Raw genomic sequence first — 18,611 nt, forward strand, 5'->3', positions numbered from 1 at the left:
ATGCTAGTGAGTTTTTATAAATGTAGTTATCTCATTAACGAGAGCAGGAGCGATAGGGGCGGTTGTATTATTATATGATTTTGAGTTTTCTAGATTGTCACTGCTAGTAATGCGTAACACGTGATTCATATCCTCAATATGTTTTATGCTAGCGGTAGGTAAACTTTTAAGAAGTCTTGCAGACTCCTCAATAGAAACTTGTAAGTCTTTTGTACCATCTACAATGAGCACAGGTATTGTAAGTTTTGCAATCTCGATGCTTGGGTCATACTGCATCCAGCTTGCCATAAAAGGTTGTACTGCAGGTCTAAATATAGAAGCCAGTGCAGGAGAGTAATTTTTTACCTTCCCTTCTTTTTTAAGCGTTGTAAAGGCTGTCGTAGCTTTGTCTTTAAGATCTGGCATTTGTAATGCTATTTGATTTATAATAGTCTTGTCTATAGACTGGCCAGCTCCTGCCAGCGATATAAAACCCATAATTTCGGTTTGTTGAGCCGCCATCATCCCTATAAGTGACCCTTGCCCGTGACCTATTACATAGACCTCTTTAAAGCGTCCTTGATTATTAAAATAATTTACAACAGCAACAGCATCATTAATAAACATTGTGAAGTCTAGCTTTTCTTCTTGAAGTGCATTTTTCTTTAATAATGTAAGTACCCTCTTATCATATCTAAAACTAGCAACACCCTCTTGAGCAAGACCTTCGGCGAGGAGTTTTAAGCTATTATTACGCATCATTTGCTGGTTACCATCGCGATCTGTTGGGCCTGAGTCTGGTATGATAATAGCCAGTTTTGAAGTGGGACTTTCTGGAGTATGTAAAGTTCCATACACCATATCTGTAATACGTAAATCGTTACTGCCACCATAGTTTTGAGCAAGGCTGCTAGCCTGTATGAGTAAGCATAAAATAGGGAGTAGTATGGTTCTTTTAAGAGACGTGTACATTGTTATATGGAATTTATAAAGTTAAAGATAGTGTTGTTTACGCTTTCGCGAAAGCGGACCTATTCTTAATATTTATATAACACAGAAGAAGACCGATACATTGTACATTTGCTCAAAATTTTATAAAAATGCGTTATACCTTACTTTTACTTTTTGTTTTACTTTTTTCATTTCAAGCCACTGCTTTTGACTGGGGAAAAACAGGTCATAGAACCACTGGCGCCATAGCCGAAAAGTACTTAACAAAAAAGGCAAAAAGAGCTATTTCAGAATTATTAGATGGAGAATCTCTTGCACTGGTATCTACCTATGCAGATGAAATTAAGAGTGATGAGAAGTATAGGTCTTTTGGACCTTGGCACTACGTAAATGTACCTTTTGACAGTTCTTTTGAACAGCACCCTAGAAGTGAAAAGGGAGATATTATAAGCGGTATAGAAAAGAGTATAGCGGTTATAAAATCTGAGACGGCTACAAAAGAAGATAAAGCATTCTACTTACGTATGCTTGTACATTTTATAGGTGATTTACACCAGCCTCTTCACACCGGTATAAGTGAGGATAAGGGTGGAAATGATTTTCAAGTGAGATGGTATAATGATGGTACAAACCTTCATAGAGTGTGGGATACGCAAATGATAGAGAGCTACGGTATGAGTTACTCAGAACTTGCAAATAATATGCCTGATCTTACTAAAAATCAAGAGAAAGCAATCGCCCAAGGTACTTATGTAGACTGGATGAAGGATAGCCGCGTTCTTTTAGAAGACATTTATGCTCACACTGAAAAGGGTGAAAAGCTAGGGTATAGATATATGTATGATTACTTTAATGTTCTTAAAGGACAGTTACAAAAAGGAGGTATACGCCTAGCTACTTTACTTAACGATATCTTAGGCTAGAGGTCTAACTTCTTCTTGCTTTTTAAACTGTTTTGGGGTCAAACCATTGTACTTTTTAAAAATACGGGTGAGGTGACTCTCATCTGTAAATCCTAATTGATAGGCAATTTCAGAAACAGTAAAATCTGTATTTCTTAGTCTATACTTAACCAGCTGTATTTTATACATTAAAATATAGTGATGCAAGGAGTCTCCTGTTTGTTTTTTAAAGTATGCACTTATACCGCTACTAGTCATATTAAATTTATCTGCAATGGCACTCACCTTCATAAGGTCTGTGTCATAAACGTGCTGGCGTATGTAGCTTAGTAACGACTCTATAGTAGAGTGTTGATCTTTATTACCCTCTTTACGTAAAGGCTTTATGTCTCTCAAAATGTTTCTCGCAATAATACTCAAGGTAGTACTTACCATATTTGAGATATTATGTTTGTAAAACTCTTTTGCCATCTCATACTCTTGTATGATTACATTGTGCATATGCCATATGAGTGCTTTGTCATAAGGGTTTGTGATAATATCACCCGGCATCTGGTTAGGACTATGTATAATGCCTTCTATACGATGTAGCCAGTATGACCTATCGGGCAAATTCATTTTACTAGAAAACAAAGACTCAGTAAACTGAAAATAACAAAAAGAGGTTGATCCCTCTATTTCAAACCAGTACTTATCTTCTGGGGCGATTAAAAATACGTCTCCTGTAGTATAGGTGACTATAAACTCATTGACAAAATGACGACCTTTTCCTTCTTCAATAAATATAATTTGAAAGAAGGATCGTTGATCTGTATCCTGATGCTTTCCAGTCTTTTCAAACTGCTTGATCAGAAACGTGTCTTGTAGACTAAATTGTTGCATAAAATGATAAGAAGGGGCTTTTAATTATGTTATATAAGATACAAATTTTATATGACAATGCATAATTACTGCTTATTATCAGATTGTTACAAGTTTTTTACAATTTTTTATCAATTTTTTACAAGTCTGGATTTACTATGCGTGCATAGTTTTGCGCCGTTAGAATATAGGAGTGTAAGAGTATGAAGTTTGAGGTATTGTCACGTTTGGTTTTAAGGTTAGTTGTTGGTTCCTTTTTACTCTTACATTCTATGTATATGTTTATCATATATGCACTGTTTGAATCTCAGGTAGATTTTTATCTAAGTTCCCTAGGTTTGTTTGTTAATGATTTTTTTTTGGTGGCAATACCTCTTTTTTTAATCATTGAGACCGTTGTGAGTATATTATTATTGCTAGATGTATGGGTAGAGCGATTATTATTAGTTGCTTTTTCTATTATCGCTGTACTTGGTACTGTATTATTTCTAATTAATGAAATAGTAATGCTTAGTGCAATGACGGTTATACTAGGAGCTCTTGTTATACTCTTTAGAGTATTTTCAAGTAGTGAAGACTTTAAAGCGCTCAATAGTTAGTATGCAAATAAAAAATACTTGTAAAAAATGACTTAGAAGTAACTAGAATATGCTTAGTAACCCCTAAATTACTTACTGTTTTAAGCTTCTAAGTCTTATATAAATTGGCTTTCATCCCAAGAAAGATATCATCTACTCGTGCCCTCAATCGGGTGTGATGTTTAAAGCAAGCGCCTCCCCTAAGCGTTTGCTTTTTTATTTTACAACCCTAAAGGTCAGGTTTATACGCGGCGTCACTTGTTTTGCAGTTTTTGGTACTGTATGCTGCCAGCACTCTTGCGTAGAGCCTTTCATTAAAAGTAAACTTCCAGAGTCAAGCATAAGCTTTTTATTAATACTGTGATCTTTCTTATACCTAAGTTTAAAAGCTCTAGTTGCACCTAAGCTCACAGATGCTATTGCAGGGTTCTTGCCTAATTCTTTCTCATTATCTGAGTGCCACCCATTGCTATCATTCCCATCGCGATAGAGGTTAAGTAAGCAAGTAGAAAATGTAATACCTGTAATGGCTTCGACTCTTTTTTTTATTTCGCTTAAAGCGAAAGTAAATTCAAGCGGGTGCATCGTGATATTAGAGTAGGAGTAGGGTTTGCCATTATTACCATAAAGCGCAGTAAGTCTAGGTTGTGCATATGTCTTTCCAAAAACGGTAATATCATCTTGTTGCCAGGGCGTTTCCTTATAAAGTGTATTATAAAAGTGTTGCGCCTCCTCTTTTGAGAGAAAGTCTTCGTAGTAGGTGATATCCCCTTCGGGAATATCAAGATTGTATGGCTCGCTAGAAAATAAGGACATCTATAAATATTGATAAGCCCAGTACATAAGTAAAAACTGTAGTGGTAGTCTTAGCCATAACAGCCACGCTGGGAATTTACCTTTGTGCTTTTCATTAGTAATCATATCTATATGAACCGTAAAAAGTATAAGGAGCATTAAAATAATACCCCACACGGCAAATACTCTAGTAATATCAAAGAGAAGTCCCACACCAAGTACAACCTCTGCCACACCACTCCAGAATACCATTGCTTTCTTATATGGTATGTAAGGAGGCATTATCGCTCCGTAAACTCGTGGTTTTATAAAGTGCATCACACCTGCAATGATGTACATTGCAGCCATAATATATAAGTGCCAGATCATAAATTTCTTTTGTTTTAAAGATACGGACTAAGGTAGTTTTACGAGATCTTTACTGGTTAAATATACTTCTTACTACTTTCAACAACTGTTTCATTTGTAATTTGTAAATGTTTTGGTAGTCGGTTATCGCGAGGGAGTACCGCTAGGTAGCGGTCTGTGTTGCTAGTATAGACATTTTTATAAATAGGTTTTCTATTAAGATCGAGCATTATTACCATCTCGTGTATAAACTCTTTGTGATGTATGAGATCTGTACTACCTAAATGAAAGATACCAGAGAGTTTTCTATTTATAATATAATGTATCTGCTGGCGTAGTTTTGCATCTGTTGTAGTGTTCATCACAAGATGCGGAAATACCTCTATGGCATCACCTAGTAAGAGCTCATTTTTAAGAGCTTGTATACGTGGCGAACCTACCCCAAAAACCATAGGCAATCGCACAATGGCATATTGCTCTTCTGGTAGATGTCTCATAAGGAGTGTCTCCACACGTATCTTTAGTTTTCCGTATATGCTTTGTGAGAGGGTTTTATCATTCTCATAACTAGGGTAGTTTGAAAATGCGTCAAAAACATTTGCGCTTGACAAAAATATAATACGGCAACCAGTCTCTTGCGCATAACCCATCATAAGCTCGTGTGCCTCTAGCTGGTCTGAAAAAGGACCTCGCAGCGCCGAGATAATCACCGATGGTTGTACTTGTCGCAATAACTCATATACATCATCATTTACAAGGTCAAACTTTAAGTAGTGCTTGTTATCACTATAAATTCTGCCAGAATGATAGGTACCGTAGGTGTTATAATACCTGTACAATTCCTTATATAGAGCATTGCCTAAAAAGCCACTGGCTCCTAGTATGAGTATCTTATCTTTTGACTTTTTAAATGCGATAGCTTACTTATTTTGTATAAAAAATCCCAAATTTCAAAAAGTAATCCTTTTTGAAATTTGGGATTAATCTTTCGGTTTATCTATCCTTTGTAAAATGGAGTCTTTACAACGGTTGCAGGTACTCTTTTCTTGCGTATCTGTATAAAGATTGCTGAGTCCGCTTTCGCGAAAGCGGTATCTACATACCCCATACCAATACCTTTATCTACAGATGGGCCCATTGTACCAGAGGTAACGTGACCTATTTTTGTTCCTTCTTCTGTAACAATATCATACCCTTGTCTCGGTATACCACGCTCTGTAAGTTCAAACCCTACGAGACGTTGCTTTAATCCTGCTTCTTTTTGAGCCTTAAGAGCATCGCTATTTACAAAGTCTTTTGTGAATTTTGTTACCCAGCCTAAACCAGCTTCAAGAGGTGAGGTAGTGTCATCTATATCATTACCGTATAGGCAATATCCCATCTCTAGTCGTAAGGTATCACGAGCTGCAAGACCTATAGGTTTTATACCCCAGTCTGCACCAGCTTCTAGAACCTTGGTCCATAGTTGCTCTGCTTCTTCATTTTTACAATAGATTTCAAACCCTCCACTACCAGTATAGCCTGTAGCACTTATAATAACGTTTTCAAGACCAGCAAAAGGTGCTACTTCAAAGGTGTAAAATTTAATACCAGCAAGATCTACTTCTGTGAGGCTTTGCATTGCCTCGATAGCTTTAGGTCCTTGAATAGCTAGTAGTGAGTGCCCTTCTGATATGTTTCTAAGATCTGCATTAAAACCTTTTTCTGCGTTTTGCTTTTCTACCCACGCCCAGTCTTTATCTATGTTGCTAGCATTTACAACGAGCATATATTGATCTTCTTTAATACGGTAAACGATAAGGTCATCTACAATACCACCCGTAGCATTTGGGAAGCAATTGTACTGCGCACCACCTACTTTTATTTTAGACACATCGTTTGAGCATACCCATTGTAATAGGTCTAGCGCCTTTTCTCCAGAAACAAGAAATTCACCCATATGTGACACGTCAAAAACACCTACGCCATTCCTTACGGTATCGTGCTCTGCATTTACACCCTCATATGATACGGGCATATTATAGCCCGCAAACGGGACCATTTTTGCCCCAAGGGCTTCGTGTACTTTTGTTAAGGCTGTATTTTTCATATAAAATCTACTTCGTTTTGATACACAAATGTAAGGAAAGGTCCTTATTTGATAGATAAATTAAATCTAAATTATCTAAGTATATCGAGAGCGATTTTTAAGCCTAATGTCGAGTAAGATTTTATGCTTCAGTGTATGTATTCATTTTTTAAAGTGCAGAGCTTAGCACTTTTTCCATCACTTCATAACCTGCTTTATTACAATGCACACCATCATAGGTGAGTAATGACTGCATCCCGTTTTGTGCATCTCTCATCACACTGTGATAATCTATGTAAGTGTGACCATTTTTAAGTGCGTAGTCTTTGAGTAATGTATTGAGTTCTGTGATTTTTGTAGCAGGTTGTAAACCAGTTTTCCAAGGGTAGTCATATACTGGAAGAATAGAACTTAAGACCACATCTATATTATGAACTGTGGCAAGCTCTGCCATCGTAATAATGTTATCATAAATAGTTTGATTTGAGGTGACCCCGGTGTTACCCGCAATATCATTTGTACCCGCGAGAATCACTACTTTTTGTGGCGCTAGGTTGATCACGTCTTTTCTAAAGCGTAGTAACATCTGTGAGGTGGTCTGGCCACCTACACCACGATTTATGTAATTAGGATTCTCTTCCCAAAACTCTGGACTTGTACTCGACCACCCCTCAGTGATAGAATCTCCCATAAAAACAATGCGTTGTGAGTTGTTTGTAGTTTTTAACCGTTCATTGTCTTTTTCAAACTTTTTGAGTAGGCTACTTTCAGAAAATTTAAGCCACTCTGGCGTGCAGTCTTCAGTGATTACCTCTGGTGTGACGGCTGGGGCTTCTGTTCCTTTAGTGTGTCCGTATACCCACGAGAAGAAATCTGGCTCATTAAAAGCATTTGTCCAGCTGTCGTGGTTTACGTTAGGATATAAAGAAAATCTAGGCGTTTGACCGTTTTGTAGCAACGATTCTACCATAAGTTGAGAGTAGATCACTGGTACAACAGCATCTACCTCTCCGTGAAAAATCCATACCGGAGTTTGTTGTGCCCATCTCGCAGTATTTGCAGGATAGCCACCTCCACATATTGCCGTTGCAGCCGCAAATGTATCTGGCTTGCTGGCGAGTAACTCATACGTTCCCATACCTCCCATAGAGAGTCCACCTAGATAGATGCGATTATGATCTATATAGGACTCGTCAAGCGTTTCTTCTAGTAAGGCAGTAACCGCTTGCATTGCCCAGGTAGGAGTAGGATTTGCAGGGTACTTAAAGATATTCTGGTTTTCTCCTCGTGTGACCTCCACATCTGCCCAGTAGTCACCTTTTGGACATTGCGGAAATATAACCACCGCAGGGTGTTGCTCATTCATCTTTACAAAGAGATCACTACCGTGTACAAGCTGTGCCTGGTTATCACTACCACGCTCGCCAGCACCGTGTAAAAATAAATGTAAAGGGTATTTTTTACTCGTATCAAAATTCTCAGGATACAGTATTCTATACGGAAGTTCTTTGCCTTTATAAGAGTAGGTCTTAGCCTCAAAGGCTTTTAGTGCTTCACTAGACACTTGTTGAGCAGATATTTGTAAAGTTATGATACATAGTAAAAGCGATATATAATATTTCATTGCACTGGGTTTTCGGTCTATTATCGGGTATAACAACTGTAGAAAGTTACTATTTTTTTGCGCGATAATGATGCCGCTATCAGTATGATGGATGAAATGGGGTTATACACGCTTTCGCGAAAGCGTTATTCTAACAAATAATTTTTGAGTTCTTGATAATCACTTATGGCGAGAGCATCTTTTTGAGCATTCATAAGTTCTTTTATTTGCTCAGGAAGTGCTAGCGGTCCTACTACTGGCTCTACAGCTGGTAAAAATTTTATGGGATGCGCTGTTTCTAAAAAGATACCGTGCGCATCTGGATGGTCTTTAAGGTATTCTTTTAGACCCAAGTATCCCACAGCACCGTGTGGATCTGCAGTATAGTTGTGTTCCTTATATATATCAAGCATCGCGCCTCTAGTGGCATTATCACAGTATGAATATGATGAAAACTTAGTAGATAAAAGTTGTCTGCTATTTTCAAAAAGCTGAAGCACTCTCACGAAGTTGCTTGGGTCACTTACATCCATCGCGTTACTTATGGTAGGCACAGTAGGAGTAGGGCTGTAATCACCTGTTTTCATAAATCTAGGTATAGTGGTATTACTATTTACCGAAGCGACAAAGTGATGCACGGGCATCCCCATAAGGTGTGCCGCCATACCAGCACAAATGTTTCCAAAGTTACCACTAGGTACAGAAAACACAATTTTATCTGCCTTGCCCTGTTTTTTTAATTCTTTATATGCAAATAGGTAATACAGTGATTGTGGTAACCACCTAGCAACATTAATACTATTTGCAGAGGTAAGCTGTTTTTTACTTGTGATATCTGTGTCTAAAAATGCTCTTTTTACCATAGCCTGACAGTCGTCAAAGGTGCCGTCTACCTCTAGAGCAGTAATATTTTCTCCCAGCGTGGTGAGCTGTCGCTCTTGCACGTCAGACACTTTACCAGAGGGGTAGAGTATGACTACTTTTATACCGGGTACTTTATAAAAACCTCTTGCCACAGCGCCGCCAGTGTCACCACTGGTAGCCACTAGTACGGTTACTTCTTCTTGCTGGTTTTGCTCTTTAAGAAAGTGACCTAAGCATCTAGCCATAAAGCGAGCTCCCACGTCTTTAAATGCCATTGTAGGCCCGTGAAAGAGTTCAAGCGTACCTATATGGTTTGTTATGGGAACGATAGGAAAGTCAAACGATAATACATCTGCTACAATTTCTCTAAGCGTAGTCTCATCCATAGTGTCACCTACATACGGTTGCATCACTTGGTAAGCAATCTCTTCTTTAGACAGCTCTTCTATAGTTTCCCAAAACTGCGTAGGTAGTGTAGGTATGCGCTCAGGGAAATACAGTCCTTTATCTGGTGCAATTCCTTTTATAACTGCGGTGTCAAAGGTTACCTGTGGTGCTTTATTATTGAGACTGTAATAGTGCATTATTAAGAGAGTTACTTTGTTGCTATAAGGTGTATCATTAAAAAGTAAATCTAATAGGTTTTACGGGATTTTTCACCATTTTTAGGGTAAAAGGATAGATGTTAATAGAGAATTATAAACTCATTACTAATTGAATAACAGTAGTTTGTATTAAAAAATAAACGCTATTCATAAAGAATAGCGTTTGAGATTATACTTTGGTATTGCAAGCTTACTCTGCAAATGTTCCGTCTGCAGGTTTTTCAAATAGATTTTTATCTAGTTGAGTAGCTGTGGCTGTAGGTTTTGTAAAGTTCATTGCGTTGCGCATCTCCGTAGGTTGTCCTTCTTCTACATTATACCATTGTAGCTCACTAGGGAGTTGTAATCCATTTACTTCTTGCCACTTGTCATATTTAATGTAGCTGTAACGCTCGCTTGGACCTTCCTTACCATAGGTAACTGTATATGCTAGCCACGCCATTTGGTTTGTACTAGGATCTCTATAGATGATATAATTATCATCAGACGCGTCACCTACACCGTCTTCAAAGCTAATTTTTGTACCAGGGTAATCTACACCATCTTTAGATAGGGCAGGAGCCTCACTATACGTGATACCTTCATCACCTAGTACAAATGGCATTGCATAAAAGTAAAACATAAGATTGTGGTAAAAACGTGCTCTTTCTGGCTTAAAAGCAAGACTATCTTGCTTGAGCCATACTTTTTCTCCGTCAAAACCTAATGTATATGCTGGTGTCTCGATACGTGTTTTTCTAGATTTTAAATCTACAGTATGTACTTCTTCTATATCACCTTTAGGAAGTGTAAAGCATAAATTGTTCATTGCATTCCAAGTGTCAATACCTCCGTGCGCTTTAAAAATAGTAGCTATATCTTCTGGATATTCTCTTAGCGTTGTCTCAGCTACAGTTTCTTCTGTAATGGTAGTTTGCTTTGTTTCTGTCTTGCAACTTACGAGCAGTACGATAGCTGCTAGTACGAGTAGATTGTTTTTCATTTTGAATTGGTTATAATTAGCTTGTTTTGTAGTAAAAATAGGCGATTACTTACAAAGGAGTTTAATCTTCTTCGGTGAGTTTAAAAAAATCGTTTACGGGTTTATTAAAAAGTGCAGATAGTTTTAAAGCAAGTACGGTAGATGGTACGTACCTATTCTTTTCTATTGAGTTTATAGTTTGTCTTGAGACGCCTATCTTTTTGGCGAGATCATCTTGAGTGAGATCTAGTATAGCGCGTTCTACCTTAAGAGTGTTAGTCATTTGCAGTGCTTTTAAAAACGTGAAAAACTAATATCTGGCAGAAGAGTAATACCCATAGCACAAAGAAGTCGTTTACCGGTTTTAGTGTTGAGCCACCATCAACTATAGTCTCAGCACCTAGCGTGATAAAAGGCATAATAAGCGTTTGTATCACTCCTAGTATAAAAGCAATCATATATGACTTCATACGCATACTCTTGATAAACTCATCTTCTATAGGCTCTTTGGCTAGAGAGACCATAAGTAAACCTATGAGCATCGTGTATTTTACAATTATCACTATTGTTGATTTTAGACTTTCATCTGTGGTTATTATGCTAGATGCAAATAGCGATATAAAAGAAACTATAAATAGTACCCAACCCACTTTTTTAAAATGATGTGGTAGTTGAAACTTGCTAACCTTCCCTAGACTCTTGCGCTCGCACGCAATAATTTTCTTTATACTCATACTGATTTTCTTTAAGTAATTATAACTTAACTTTCCAAAATGGAAAGATAGTTTGTTATAATGTCAAATATACTTTACATTTTGTAATTATCAACTATTTTGAGCAACTATTTATCTAATCTTCAGAATATTCTACATTTGCGCTATGTCAAAATATATTTCTAGTCTTCAAAACCCAACGGTAAAACGTTTACTTCAACTTCAAGAAAAGTCACGCACTCGTAAGAAGGAAGGTGGTTTTATAATAGAAGGTAAACGTGAGATTGAGCTGGCTATCGCTGGCGGCTATACCATTACTGAGGTGTATTATGACGAGCAACTCATAGCGCCATCTTCGGTAGAAGAACTTGTGGGGACCAAGATATCCCTTACGAGCCTAGCAACCGAAGTTTATAAAAAAGTAGCTTACAGAGGAGGTACTGAGGGGGTGATCGCTTTCGCGAAAGCAAAAAAAACCACATTATCAGAATTACAATTACCAGTAAACCCACTCATACTAGTTACCGAAGCACCAGAAAAACCTGGTAACATAGGCGCACTACTTCGCACAGCAGATGCTGCCGCGGTCGATGCCGTTATTATAGCAAACCCCAAAACAGATTTATATAATCCTAACATCATACGCTCTAGTGTGGGGTGTGTGTTTACAACACAAATTGCTACTGGGAGTACGGAGGAGGTTATCTCTTTCTTGCAAGAAAAGGATGTCGCTATATACAGCGCCATATTACAAAAGGCGGTAGACTATGCAACGCAGGCATACACAGGAGGTAGTGCTATTGTAGTAGGTACAGAGGCTACCGGTTTATCTCCAGAGTGGAGAACGGTGGGTACAAATATTAAAATCCCTATGCGTGGTAAAATAGACTCTATGAATGTATCTGTAGCAGCGGGAATATTAATCTTTGAGGCTAGAAGACAGCGCTCATAGAGTAACGATTATTCTATAATCTCAATAGTCATATACACATTTTCTAGTGGCCACTCACTGCCGTCTACTTCTAGTTTATTAATTTCATCTATCACACTCATACCTTTAGTCACGTGGCCAAAAACGGTGTGATCTCCATCTAGGTGATGTGCACCGCGAGCCGGTTGTACAATGAAGAACTCAAAAGGAGCGGTTGCATTACTTACATTTTGCTCGGTGTACTTAGCAGAAGAAAAAGCGCCTCTAGTATGTGTGTGAGATGGGTTTGCCTCATTAGGAATCAAGTAACTCCCAAAGCTTGACCGGTTGCGCGCAGTACCTTGTGTGTCATTATTACCACCCTGCACAACAAAGTTAGGCGAGACTCTATGAAACTGTGTAGTGTTAAAATAGCCATTCTTAACCAGCATAATAAAATTTGCTCTGTGTAGTGGCGTGTCCTCATAAAGTTGCACCTCAATATTTCCAAAACGAGTTGTGATTCTCACCTTACTCTCAGGGTTGTTTTCTCCATAGGTAGTAAAGAAATCAATAACGTCTTCTTGCCCTTTTATAGTAGGCTCTTTTATGGTACCCATATCTGGTGAAGGATCTTGTTCATCAAGAGTTTCTACAGCTGTGATGGTATCTTGTATCACAACCTTTTTGGCTACAGATTTACTTTCAGATTTCTTATCTTGACAACTTGTGCTTAGAGCAAAAATTATAATAATCCAGACAAAGGTGCGCATATATGAAGTTTGAGTCATTTTTAGAATTAGTTTCAAAAATAAGAAAACTACCGCTTCCCGGGCGTGATGTACAGCTTGAGATGGCACCACAAGAACGGCTTAAAGAGCTTAAGGAAGAAGATATTGCAAAGCACAACCCTAGACAAGCTGGTGTGATGTCCCTTTTTTACCCTAATAATGAGGGGGAGACAGAGCTTATACTCATACTACGTAAGACCTATAAAGGAGTACATTCTAATCAGGTAGGGTTTCCTGGAGGGAAAGTTGAGCAAGAAGATAGAGACCTCGCACATACCGCCTTGCGTGAGACAGAGGAGGAGGTAGGTGTTGCTCAAGATACGGTCACACTCGTGCGTGAACTTACTAATATTTATATACCGCCCAGTAATTTTTATGTACAATCATTTATAGGCTACGTGCAACATACTCCCGCTTTTAAAGCGCAAGAAACAGAGGTAGAAGATCTCATACCCGTACCACTTTCAGAATTCTTGTCTGATGAGGTTGTAATTACCCAGCGCCTCACTACCTCGTATATGGATGAGGTAGAAGTACCAGCCTATATGTTGCAGGGCCACGTAGTGTGGGGAGCTACTGCAATGATGCTCAGTGAGGTAAGAGCTCTTGTTAAGAAATCTTTAATATTGTAAGGTCTTTTGTATATTTACAGGCTGTTTGTAACCAAGTACGCTTTCGCGAAAGCGCACTCAAACGCACACAACTTTAAACTATTAAATGGGGCTATTCAAAAAAAATCCATTTGGACATATACTATTCTTAAAACGCTGGCTCATTCGTATTGCAGGAGCAATGACACACAGGCGTTATCGCGGCTTTAATGAGCTGCAGATAGAAGGTTCAGAGATACTCACAAATTTACCAGATACTAACGTGCTTTTTGTGTCTAATCACCAGACCTACTTTGCAGATGTGGTGTCGATGTTTCACGTATTTAATGCGAGTCTAAGCGGTCGTACAGATTCTATAAAAAATATAGGTTACCTCTGGAGGCCAAAACTCAACTTATATTACGTTGCGGCAGGCGAGACAATGAAGGCTGGTTTACTACCGCGCATACTGGCTTATGCAGGAGCGATTACCGTGAGTCGTACCTGGAGAGAAAAAGGAAAAGAGATAGAACGTCAAGTAAACCTTAAGGATACAGAAAACATAGGTATCGCTCTAGATGATGGCTGGGTAATCACCTTCCCACAAGGAACCACAAAACCGTGGAAACCTATTAGAAAAGGAACGGCGCACATTATTAAAAATTACAAGCCTATTGTAGTGCCTATCGTGATAGATGGTTTTAGAAGAAGTTTTGATAAGAAAGGTTTGCGTATTAAAAAACGTGGCATCTTACAGTCTTTTGAGGTAAAAGAACCACTAGAGATAGATTATGAGAACGACTCTGTAGAGAAGATTGTAGAGCAGCTAGAATATGCAATAGAGCAACATCCTTCTTTCTTAAAAGTGATCCCTACAGAAGAGATAGAGGCAGAAGAAGCACTAAACAAGAAAAGACAGTGGGAATACTAGCGTAGTCTAGAAGTCAAACTAAAAAAGTAAAGCGAGAATACCAGCAGGTATTCTCGCTTTTTTTATGGTAAGGCAACAGCTTGACCTATTGCCTTGTATAGAAATTTAAACCCCCTACAGTTAAATTTCTAATTTCTTAAGTTCTCTATAATTTCTATTGAGCTTTCTTAATAATAACCCATAAATAATTCTATAAAGTCCCCATAGTAATCCAAGAGCTATAGTTATTACAACAATAAATTTGAGTGAGAGGTAAAGTAAATTCTCATCTGCAAGGGCTGGATTATTTTGTATCATAATTGCATAAGCAATAGTAGAGGCAATCGCTACAAATGCCATACTAAACCATATGTAGTACTTTACCGTATTACGCGTTTTGATAATATTTTTCATTAATACTTTTGCAGAGTCTGTCGCTTGTATTTTTTTGAAGTTTTTATAAAACCACAAGGCAAAAACGACAAGAGCCGTAAGATGCACAACAAGTACGATAGTATCAAAGGTTTGTAACCCAAACTGTTTTTCAAAAGCTTTTGTCTCATTATCGTTAAAAGCAAATGAGAGTACAATCCAAAAAGCAAATTCTATAAGACTTATAATAAATATAAGCTTCACTATAGAAGAAGACTTCTTAAGGAGCATAGGGTACAAATCTTCCTTTGTGTATTTAGGAAGGGTATCTTCTTGTTTTTGCCAATCTTTTTTTAGCAATTCTAATTCGTCTACCATATGATTATGGGTTTAATATTTTCTTGAGCTTTTTCTTCACTCTATTCATCTTTACTCTAGCATTTACCTCTGTGATACCTAAGGTTTCTGAGATCTCGCTATAATTTTTATCTTCTAGATATAAAAACACAAGTGCTTTATCTATATCGTTAAGCTCCTTTACAGCACTGTACATTAACTTTAATTGTTGCTCTACCGTATCATCATACTCCTCAGAAGAGATGCGGAACATCACAGAGTCAAAATCTTGTGTTTGTACCGTTCTCTTAGACTTACGATATAAAGTGATGGCAGTGTTGAGACCCACTCGGTACATCCAGGTGCTGAATTTTGAATCTCCTCTAAACTTAGGGAAGGCACGCCATAACTGTATCGTTATCTCTTGAAAGAGGTCATTGTGCTGGTCGCGATTGTTTGTATACAACCTGCATATTTTGTGCACAATATTCTGGTTCTCCTCCAGTAGGGTAACAAATTTTTCTTCGGTGGTTTTGTCCAATGGTTGGTGGCTTTGTTATCTATAAGTAGGTTATTCTTACAAAGTGTTACACGCTGTTGTAAAAAGTTTTTTTATTTATTGAAGGACAGTGCGTTGGTGTGGTTTTCTTTGTTACGCTTTCGCGAAAACGTACTAATACCTGTTTTCTTAAAAAGAAAAAGCTCCTTTACCCAAGATAGGTAAAGGAGCTTTAATAGTTATTGTTTTTACTTAGTTCTTGATAATCTTCTGGCTTGTGCCATCTTCAAAGTTTACAATATAAACACCTGTAGTAAGTGTACTTATGTCTGCCTGTGTTACTTCCTTAGACGATATTAATACTCTACCTAAAATATCTACAAGTGTAAAGCTTGTGTTTTTTGTAAAGTAAAGTGTGTTACCTACGGTAGGATTAGGGTAGGCAACTGTCTGGCTAGCTTCTGCATTAAAGTCATCTGTTGAGAGTACATCATTTGCGAGTGTGTACACAGATACTGTAGAGCTTACCTCATTTGCCACAACTATAAGTCCCGTGTTTGTAGCATTATCTTCTGGCTGTATGTAAACAATTCCTTCTGGAGCAAGATCACCTGCAGGATCTTCGGCATCTGGTGTTACATCGCGATTATTTACATAGGTTTCAAATACTGGCGCTTCTGGATCTGATATATTAAATACAGCTACACCACCTATACGCTCAAGACCTACAAAGGCATACCAAACGTCATCTATCATCGCAAGGGTTACGGCTTCTGGTTCTGGTCCCTTATCATCAGATCTGTTTTTAAACGCATTTTCATCATCTGTAGCGTTAAAGATGGCTCCATATACTTCATCTTCAGAAGTTATACGCTCTAGTAAATCTCCACTGTCATATACAATAGCACCTGTCTCTGCATTAAGAATAGCAAAAGAACGTCCACCATAAGAGTAAATCTGGTCTATGTCTCCATCACCATCTATATCACCAGTAGCGCTCGTAGTTTTAAGTCTTCCTAGTGTTTCGTCTTGTTGTAAGATACTTGCATTAGGATATGCAATAGGATCAAGGTCAAGATCTTTTACACGCTCTTCTTCGCTGTATCCATCATAATCTCTTGAGTCACCTTCATTTGCAATTACAAGGTATTGTGTACCATCTACAGTATAATTTGCAATAGCATCTGGTTGATACATTCCTAAAGTTTGCCAAGTAGACATAAAGACAAAGTCTAAGCTGTTTGAAGCATCTATAGCATTTTCTGGCAATTGGTGATCTTTATATCCATAAGGTATTATAGATGTAATCGTTGCAGCAGCGATATCTACTACGGCATATGCGTTGTTTTCTTGAAGTGAAACATAGGCAGTAGCCCCATCGTCACTTACAGTAATATATTCTGGCTCTAAGTCTTGTGATACAGTTGCTCCTGGACCATAAATACGAACCCCAGCTGCTGTAAGTTCTGTAAGTTGTGAATCAAAACTTGTAAAAGAAAGTGAAGTCACATCATCTTGAACCACAGCCGCAGCGCCAGCTGCAAGGTCTATAATAGATACTGATCCTTCTGGGTCTACTGTATAATCTGCATTAGGCTCTCCTTCATTTGCTACGAGTACTTTTGATCCATCTGGAGTAAACGTTAACATATCTGGTAAAGACCCTACCATTACATTTGATAAAACTGTACCGTCTGTATCCATAAATACAACTTGACCATTACTTTGGTCTTCTGCACGTACAGCTACCGCTACAACACCGTCATATGAAGATACGCTTGTTACCTCACTACCGTAAGTGTCCAGAACAATAGAGTTTAATACAGTAAGAGAAGTAGGATCTGTAAAGTCTAAAATCTCTACAGCAGCATCGCCAGCATTTGATACAAACAGCCTGCTTGATCCAGCGTCAAATGTTATAATCTCCGCTCCGTTTACTTCTATGTTATTTGAGAATACCATACCTAAGGTATTTGTTGCTGTAGGGGCGTGAGCCTCATCATCTACTACATATATTGCGTGTGATACTGTCTCACCCTCTGTAGCACCTGTAATATCTGTTAGACTTAATGATACATAATAGTCTATAGAAAGGTCATCATTATCTGTAGGTGTAAAAGTTACTTGCTGTGTCGTAGCCTCACCTGTTACAAAGTTTACAGCATTATCTACTGTAAATGATTCATTCTCATCATTTGTATAACTTACTTCTACTACAGCACTTACGGTTGCAGACTCAGATATTGTAATTTCTAGTGTTACCGCACCTTCGTTTTCTGTAAGTTGTGTTTCTTCTTCTGTAAAAGTGATAGTAGGTAAAGTGGTTGTTGCAGCTTCATAAGTAGCTATTGGCCAAGCGTTTGTTGCAGTTGCTTGTGTTGCCATATTATCATCATCATTTTCATTAGGCCCGCTAAAGCTCCAGTTTGCAATTACAAAAGTACTTCCATCTGGTCCTGTTTCATTTACTCTAGAAGCCCATCCATCTAGGTATTCCCAAGCTTCTCCATTTCCATCTACGTTTATATCGCCAAAGGTGTCAATAACCACATCATTCATAAAAAGCTCTACGGCATCATCTCCATTTATACCAGCAGCACCATTTACATAATCTGGATCAAAACCAAAGAACGTATTAAAGTTAGGTTGCTCAGACGCGATGTATATAAAATCTCCGGCAGCTGCGCTTCCTTCTAGGCTAAGCTCTACACCATCTGTACCGCCTCCATTATTTGCAGAGCCAACACCATATATAGATAGGTCAGAAATGTCATTAAGTACATAAAGCTCTATCGCTTTAGGAGTTCCTCCAGATAGAGGTCCGTCATATACGCCCGTAATGATGAGGTCTTGAGCCTGTATGCTACAGCTCAATAAGAATGTAAAAAGTAATAAAAAGTAATGTTGTTTCATCTGTGTGATTTTTGTGGTTGATTAATCCCTTAAAAGTAGAAATCTACCCACTAGATGATGAA

General features: G+C 38.1%; 20 protein-coding genes. 5 read left to right on the forward strand and 15 right to left on the reverse strand.

Annotated elements, in window-relative coordinates; genetic code table 11:
• Positions 1-3 precede the first annotated feature (3 nt).
• On the reverse strand, positions 4-951 hold the full coding sequence (locus MED134_RS00065) for an alpha/beta hydrolase (protein ID WP_021779444.1): 948 nt from the start codon (positions 949-951) through the stop codon (positions 4-6).
• A gap of 128 nt (positions 952-1,079) precedes the next feature.
• Here MED134_RS00065 and MED134_RS00070 point away from each other — a divergent pair, with 128 nt between their 5' ends.
• Positions 1,080-1,853 (forward strand): S1/P1 nuclease, encoded by a 774-nt coding sequence (locus tag MED134_RS00070; RefSeq protein ID WP_021779443.1) that lies wholly within the window; start codon positions 1,080-1,082, stop codon positions 1,851-1,853.
• Here the strand turns inward: MED134_RS00070 and MED134_RS00075 are convergent.
• Positions 1,845-2,714: an AraC family transcriptional regulator gene (locus MED134_RS00075; RefSeq protein ID WP_021779442.1), complete on the reverse strand. Its 870-nt coding sequence runs from the start codon at positions 2,712-2,714 to the stop codon at positions 1,845-1,847. The genes MED134_RS00070 and MED134_RS00075 overlap by 9 nt on opposite strands.
• A 377-nt stretch (positions 2,715-3,091) precedes the next feature.
• Here MED134_RS00075 and MED134_RS15145 point away from each other — a divergent pair, with 377 nt between their 5' ends.
• Positions 3,092-3,292, forward strand: a complete 201-nt coding sequence (locus tag MED134_RS15145) for a hypothetical protein (RefSeq protein WP_148305619.1) — start codon at positions 3,092-3,094, stop codon at positions 3,290-3,292.
• 195 nt (positions 3,293-3,487) lie between these two features.
• On the opposite strand, the gene MED134_RS00085 is transcribed toward MED134_RS15145, so the two are convergent.
• The 9 genes from MED134_RS00085 to MED134_RS00125 all read right to left on the reverse strand — a co-directional run bounded on the left by MED134_RS00085 (position 3,488) and on the right by MED134_RS00125 (position 11,249).
• Positions 3,488-4,087, reverse strand: a complete 600-nt coding sequence (locus MED134_RS00085; protein WP_021779439.1) for an alpha-ketoglutarate-dependent dioxygenase AlkB family protein — start codon at positions 4,085-4,087, stop codon at positions 3,488-3,490.
• Entirely contained in the window at positions 4,088-4,435 is a 348-nt protein-coding gene (locus tag MED134_RS00090; protein ID WP_021779438.1) for a hypothetical protein, read from the reverse strand. It lies immediately after the preceding gene.
• Between the two features lie 56 nt (positions 4,436-4,491).
• On the reverse strand, positions 4,492-5,304 hold the full coding sequence (locus MED134_RS00095) for a sugar nucleotide-binding protein (protein ID WP_052084117.1): 813 nt from the start codon (positions 5,302-5,304) through the stop codon (positions 4,492-4,494).
• Between the two features lie 107 nt (positions 5,305-5,411).
• Positions 5,412-6,503 (reverse strand): glycine cleavage system aminomethyltransferase GcvT, encoded by a 1,092-nt coding sequence (gene gcvT / locus MED134_RS00100; RefSeq protein ID WP_021779436.1) that lies wholly within the window; start codon positions 6,501-6,503, stop codon positions 5,412-5,414.
• A 148-nt stretch (positions 6,504-6,651) separates the two neighbouring features.
• Positions 6,652-8,106 (reverse strand): GDSL-type esterase/lipase family protein, encoded by a 1,455-nt coding sequence (locus MED134_RS15350; RefSeq protein WP_021779435.1) that lies wholly within the window; start codon positions 8,104-8,106, stop codon positions 6,652-6,654.
• Positions 8,107-8,231: 125 nt separating this feature from the next.
• Entirely contained in the window at positions 8,232-9,533 is a 1,302-nt protein-coding gene (gene thrC / locus MED134_RS00110; RefSeq protein ID WP_021779434.1) for a threonine synthase, read from the reverse strand.
• A 211-nt stretch (positions 9,534-9,744) separates the two neighbouring features.
• Positions 9,745-10,536, reverse strand: coding sequence for a DUF6503 family protein (locus MED134_RS00115; protein WP_021779433.1), 792 nt, complete (start codon positions 10,534-10,536; stop codon positions 9,745-9,747).
• Positions 10,537-10,597: 61 nt separating this feature from the next.
• The gene (locus MED134_RS00120) at positions 10,598-10,798 is read right to left on the reverse strand and encodes a helix-turn-helix transcriptional regulator (RefSeq protein WP_021779432.1); all 201 of its coding nucleotides are present in this window, start codon (positions 10,796-10,798) and stop codon (positions 10,598-10,600) included.
• Entirely contained in the window at positions 10,791-11,249 is a 459-nt protein-coding gene (locus MED134_RS00125; RefSeq protein WP_021779431.1) for a hypothetical protein, read from the reverse strand. The genes MED134_RS00120 and MED134_RS00125 overlap by 8 nt, the downstream gene beginning before the upstream one ends.
• A 145-nt stretch (positions 11,250-11,394) precedes the next feature.
• On the opposite strand from MED134_RS00125, the gene MED134_RS00130 reads away from it, so the two are divergent.
• The gene (locus tag MED134_RS00130; RefSeq protein WP_021779430.1) at positions 11,395-12,180 is read left to right on the forward strand and encodes a TrmH family RNA methyltransferase; all 786 of its coding nucleotides are present in this window, start codon (positions 11,395-11,397) and stop codon (positions 12,178-12,180) included.
• Between the two features lie 8 nt (positions 12,181-12,188).
• Here the strand turns inward: MED134_RS00130 and MED134_RS00135 are convergent, their stop codons facing one another.
• Positions 12,189-12,911, reverse strand: coding sequence for a peptidylprolyl isomerase (locus tag MED134_RS00135; RefSeq protein ID WP_021779429.1), 723 nt, complete (start codon positions 12,909-12,911; stop codon positions 12,189-12,191).
• 2 nt (positions 12,912-12,913) lie between these two features.
• Between MED134_RS00135 and MED134_RS00140 the strand changes: the two genes are divergently transcribed.
• Together MED134_RS00140 and MED134_RS00145 are read left to right on the forward strand one after the other, a co-directional pair.
• Positions 12,914-13,561, forward strand: a complete 648-nt coding sequence (locus MED134_RS00140) for an NUDIX hydrolase (protein ID WP_021779428.1) — start codon at positions 12,914-12,916, stop codon at positions 13,559-13,561.
• A gap of 85 nt (positions 13,562-13,646) precedes the next feature.
• Positions 13,647-14,450 (forward strand): lysophospholipid acyltransferase family protein, encoded by an 804-nt coding sequence (locus MED134_RS00145; RefSeq protein ID WP_021779427.1) that lies wholly within the window; start codon positions 13,647-13,649, stop codon positions 14,448-14,450.
• Positions 14,451-14,570: 120 nt separating this feature from the next.
• Here the strand turns inward: MED134_RS00145 and MED134_RS00150 are convergent, their stop codons facing one another.
• From MED134_RS00150 to MED134_RS14605, 3 genes are all read right to left on the reverse strand, one after another.
• Complete coding sequence (locus tag MED134_RS00150; protein ID WP_021779426.1) at positions 14,571-15,179, reverse strand: hypothetical protein; 609 nt, start codon at positions 15,177-15,179, stop codon at positions 14,571-14,573.
• A 4-nt stretch (positions 15,180-15,183) separates the two neighbouring features.
• Positions 15,184-15,678: an RNA polymerase sigma factor gene (locus MED134_RS00155; protein WP_038596653.1), complete on the reverse strand. Its 495-nt coding sequence runs from the start codon at positions 15,676-15,678 to the stop codon at positions 15,184-15,186.
• A gap of 210 nt (positions 15,679-15,888) precedes the next feature.
• Positions 15,889-18,549, reverse strand: coding sequence for a choice-of-anchor I family protein (locus MED134_RS14605; RefSeq protein WP_021779424.1), 2,661 nt, complete (start codon positions 18,547-18,549; stop codon positions 15,889-15,891).
• Between the last annotated feature and the right edge of the window lie 62 nt (positions 18,550-18,611).

Origin of the sequence: Dokdonia sp. MED134 (genome assembly GCF_000152925.2) — a bacterium.
GTDB lineage: Bacteria > Bacteroidota > Bacteroidia > Flavobacteriales > Flavobacteriaceae > Dokdonia.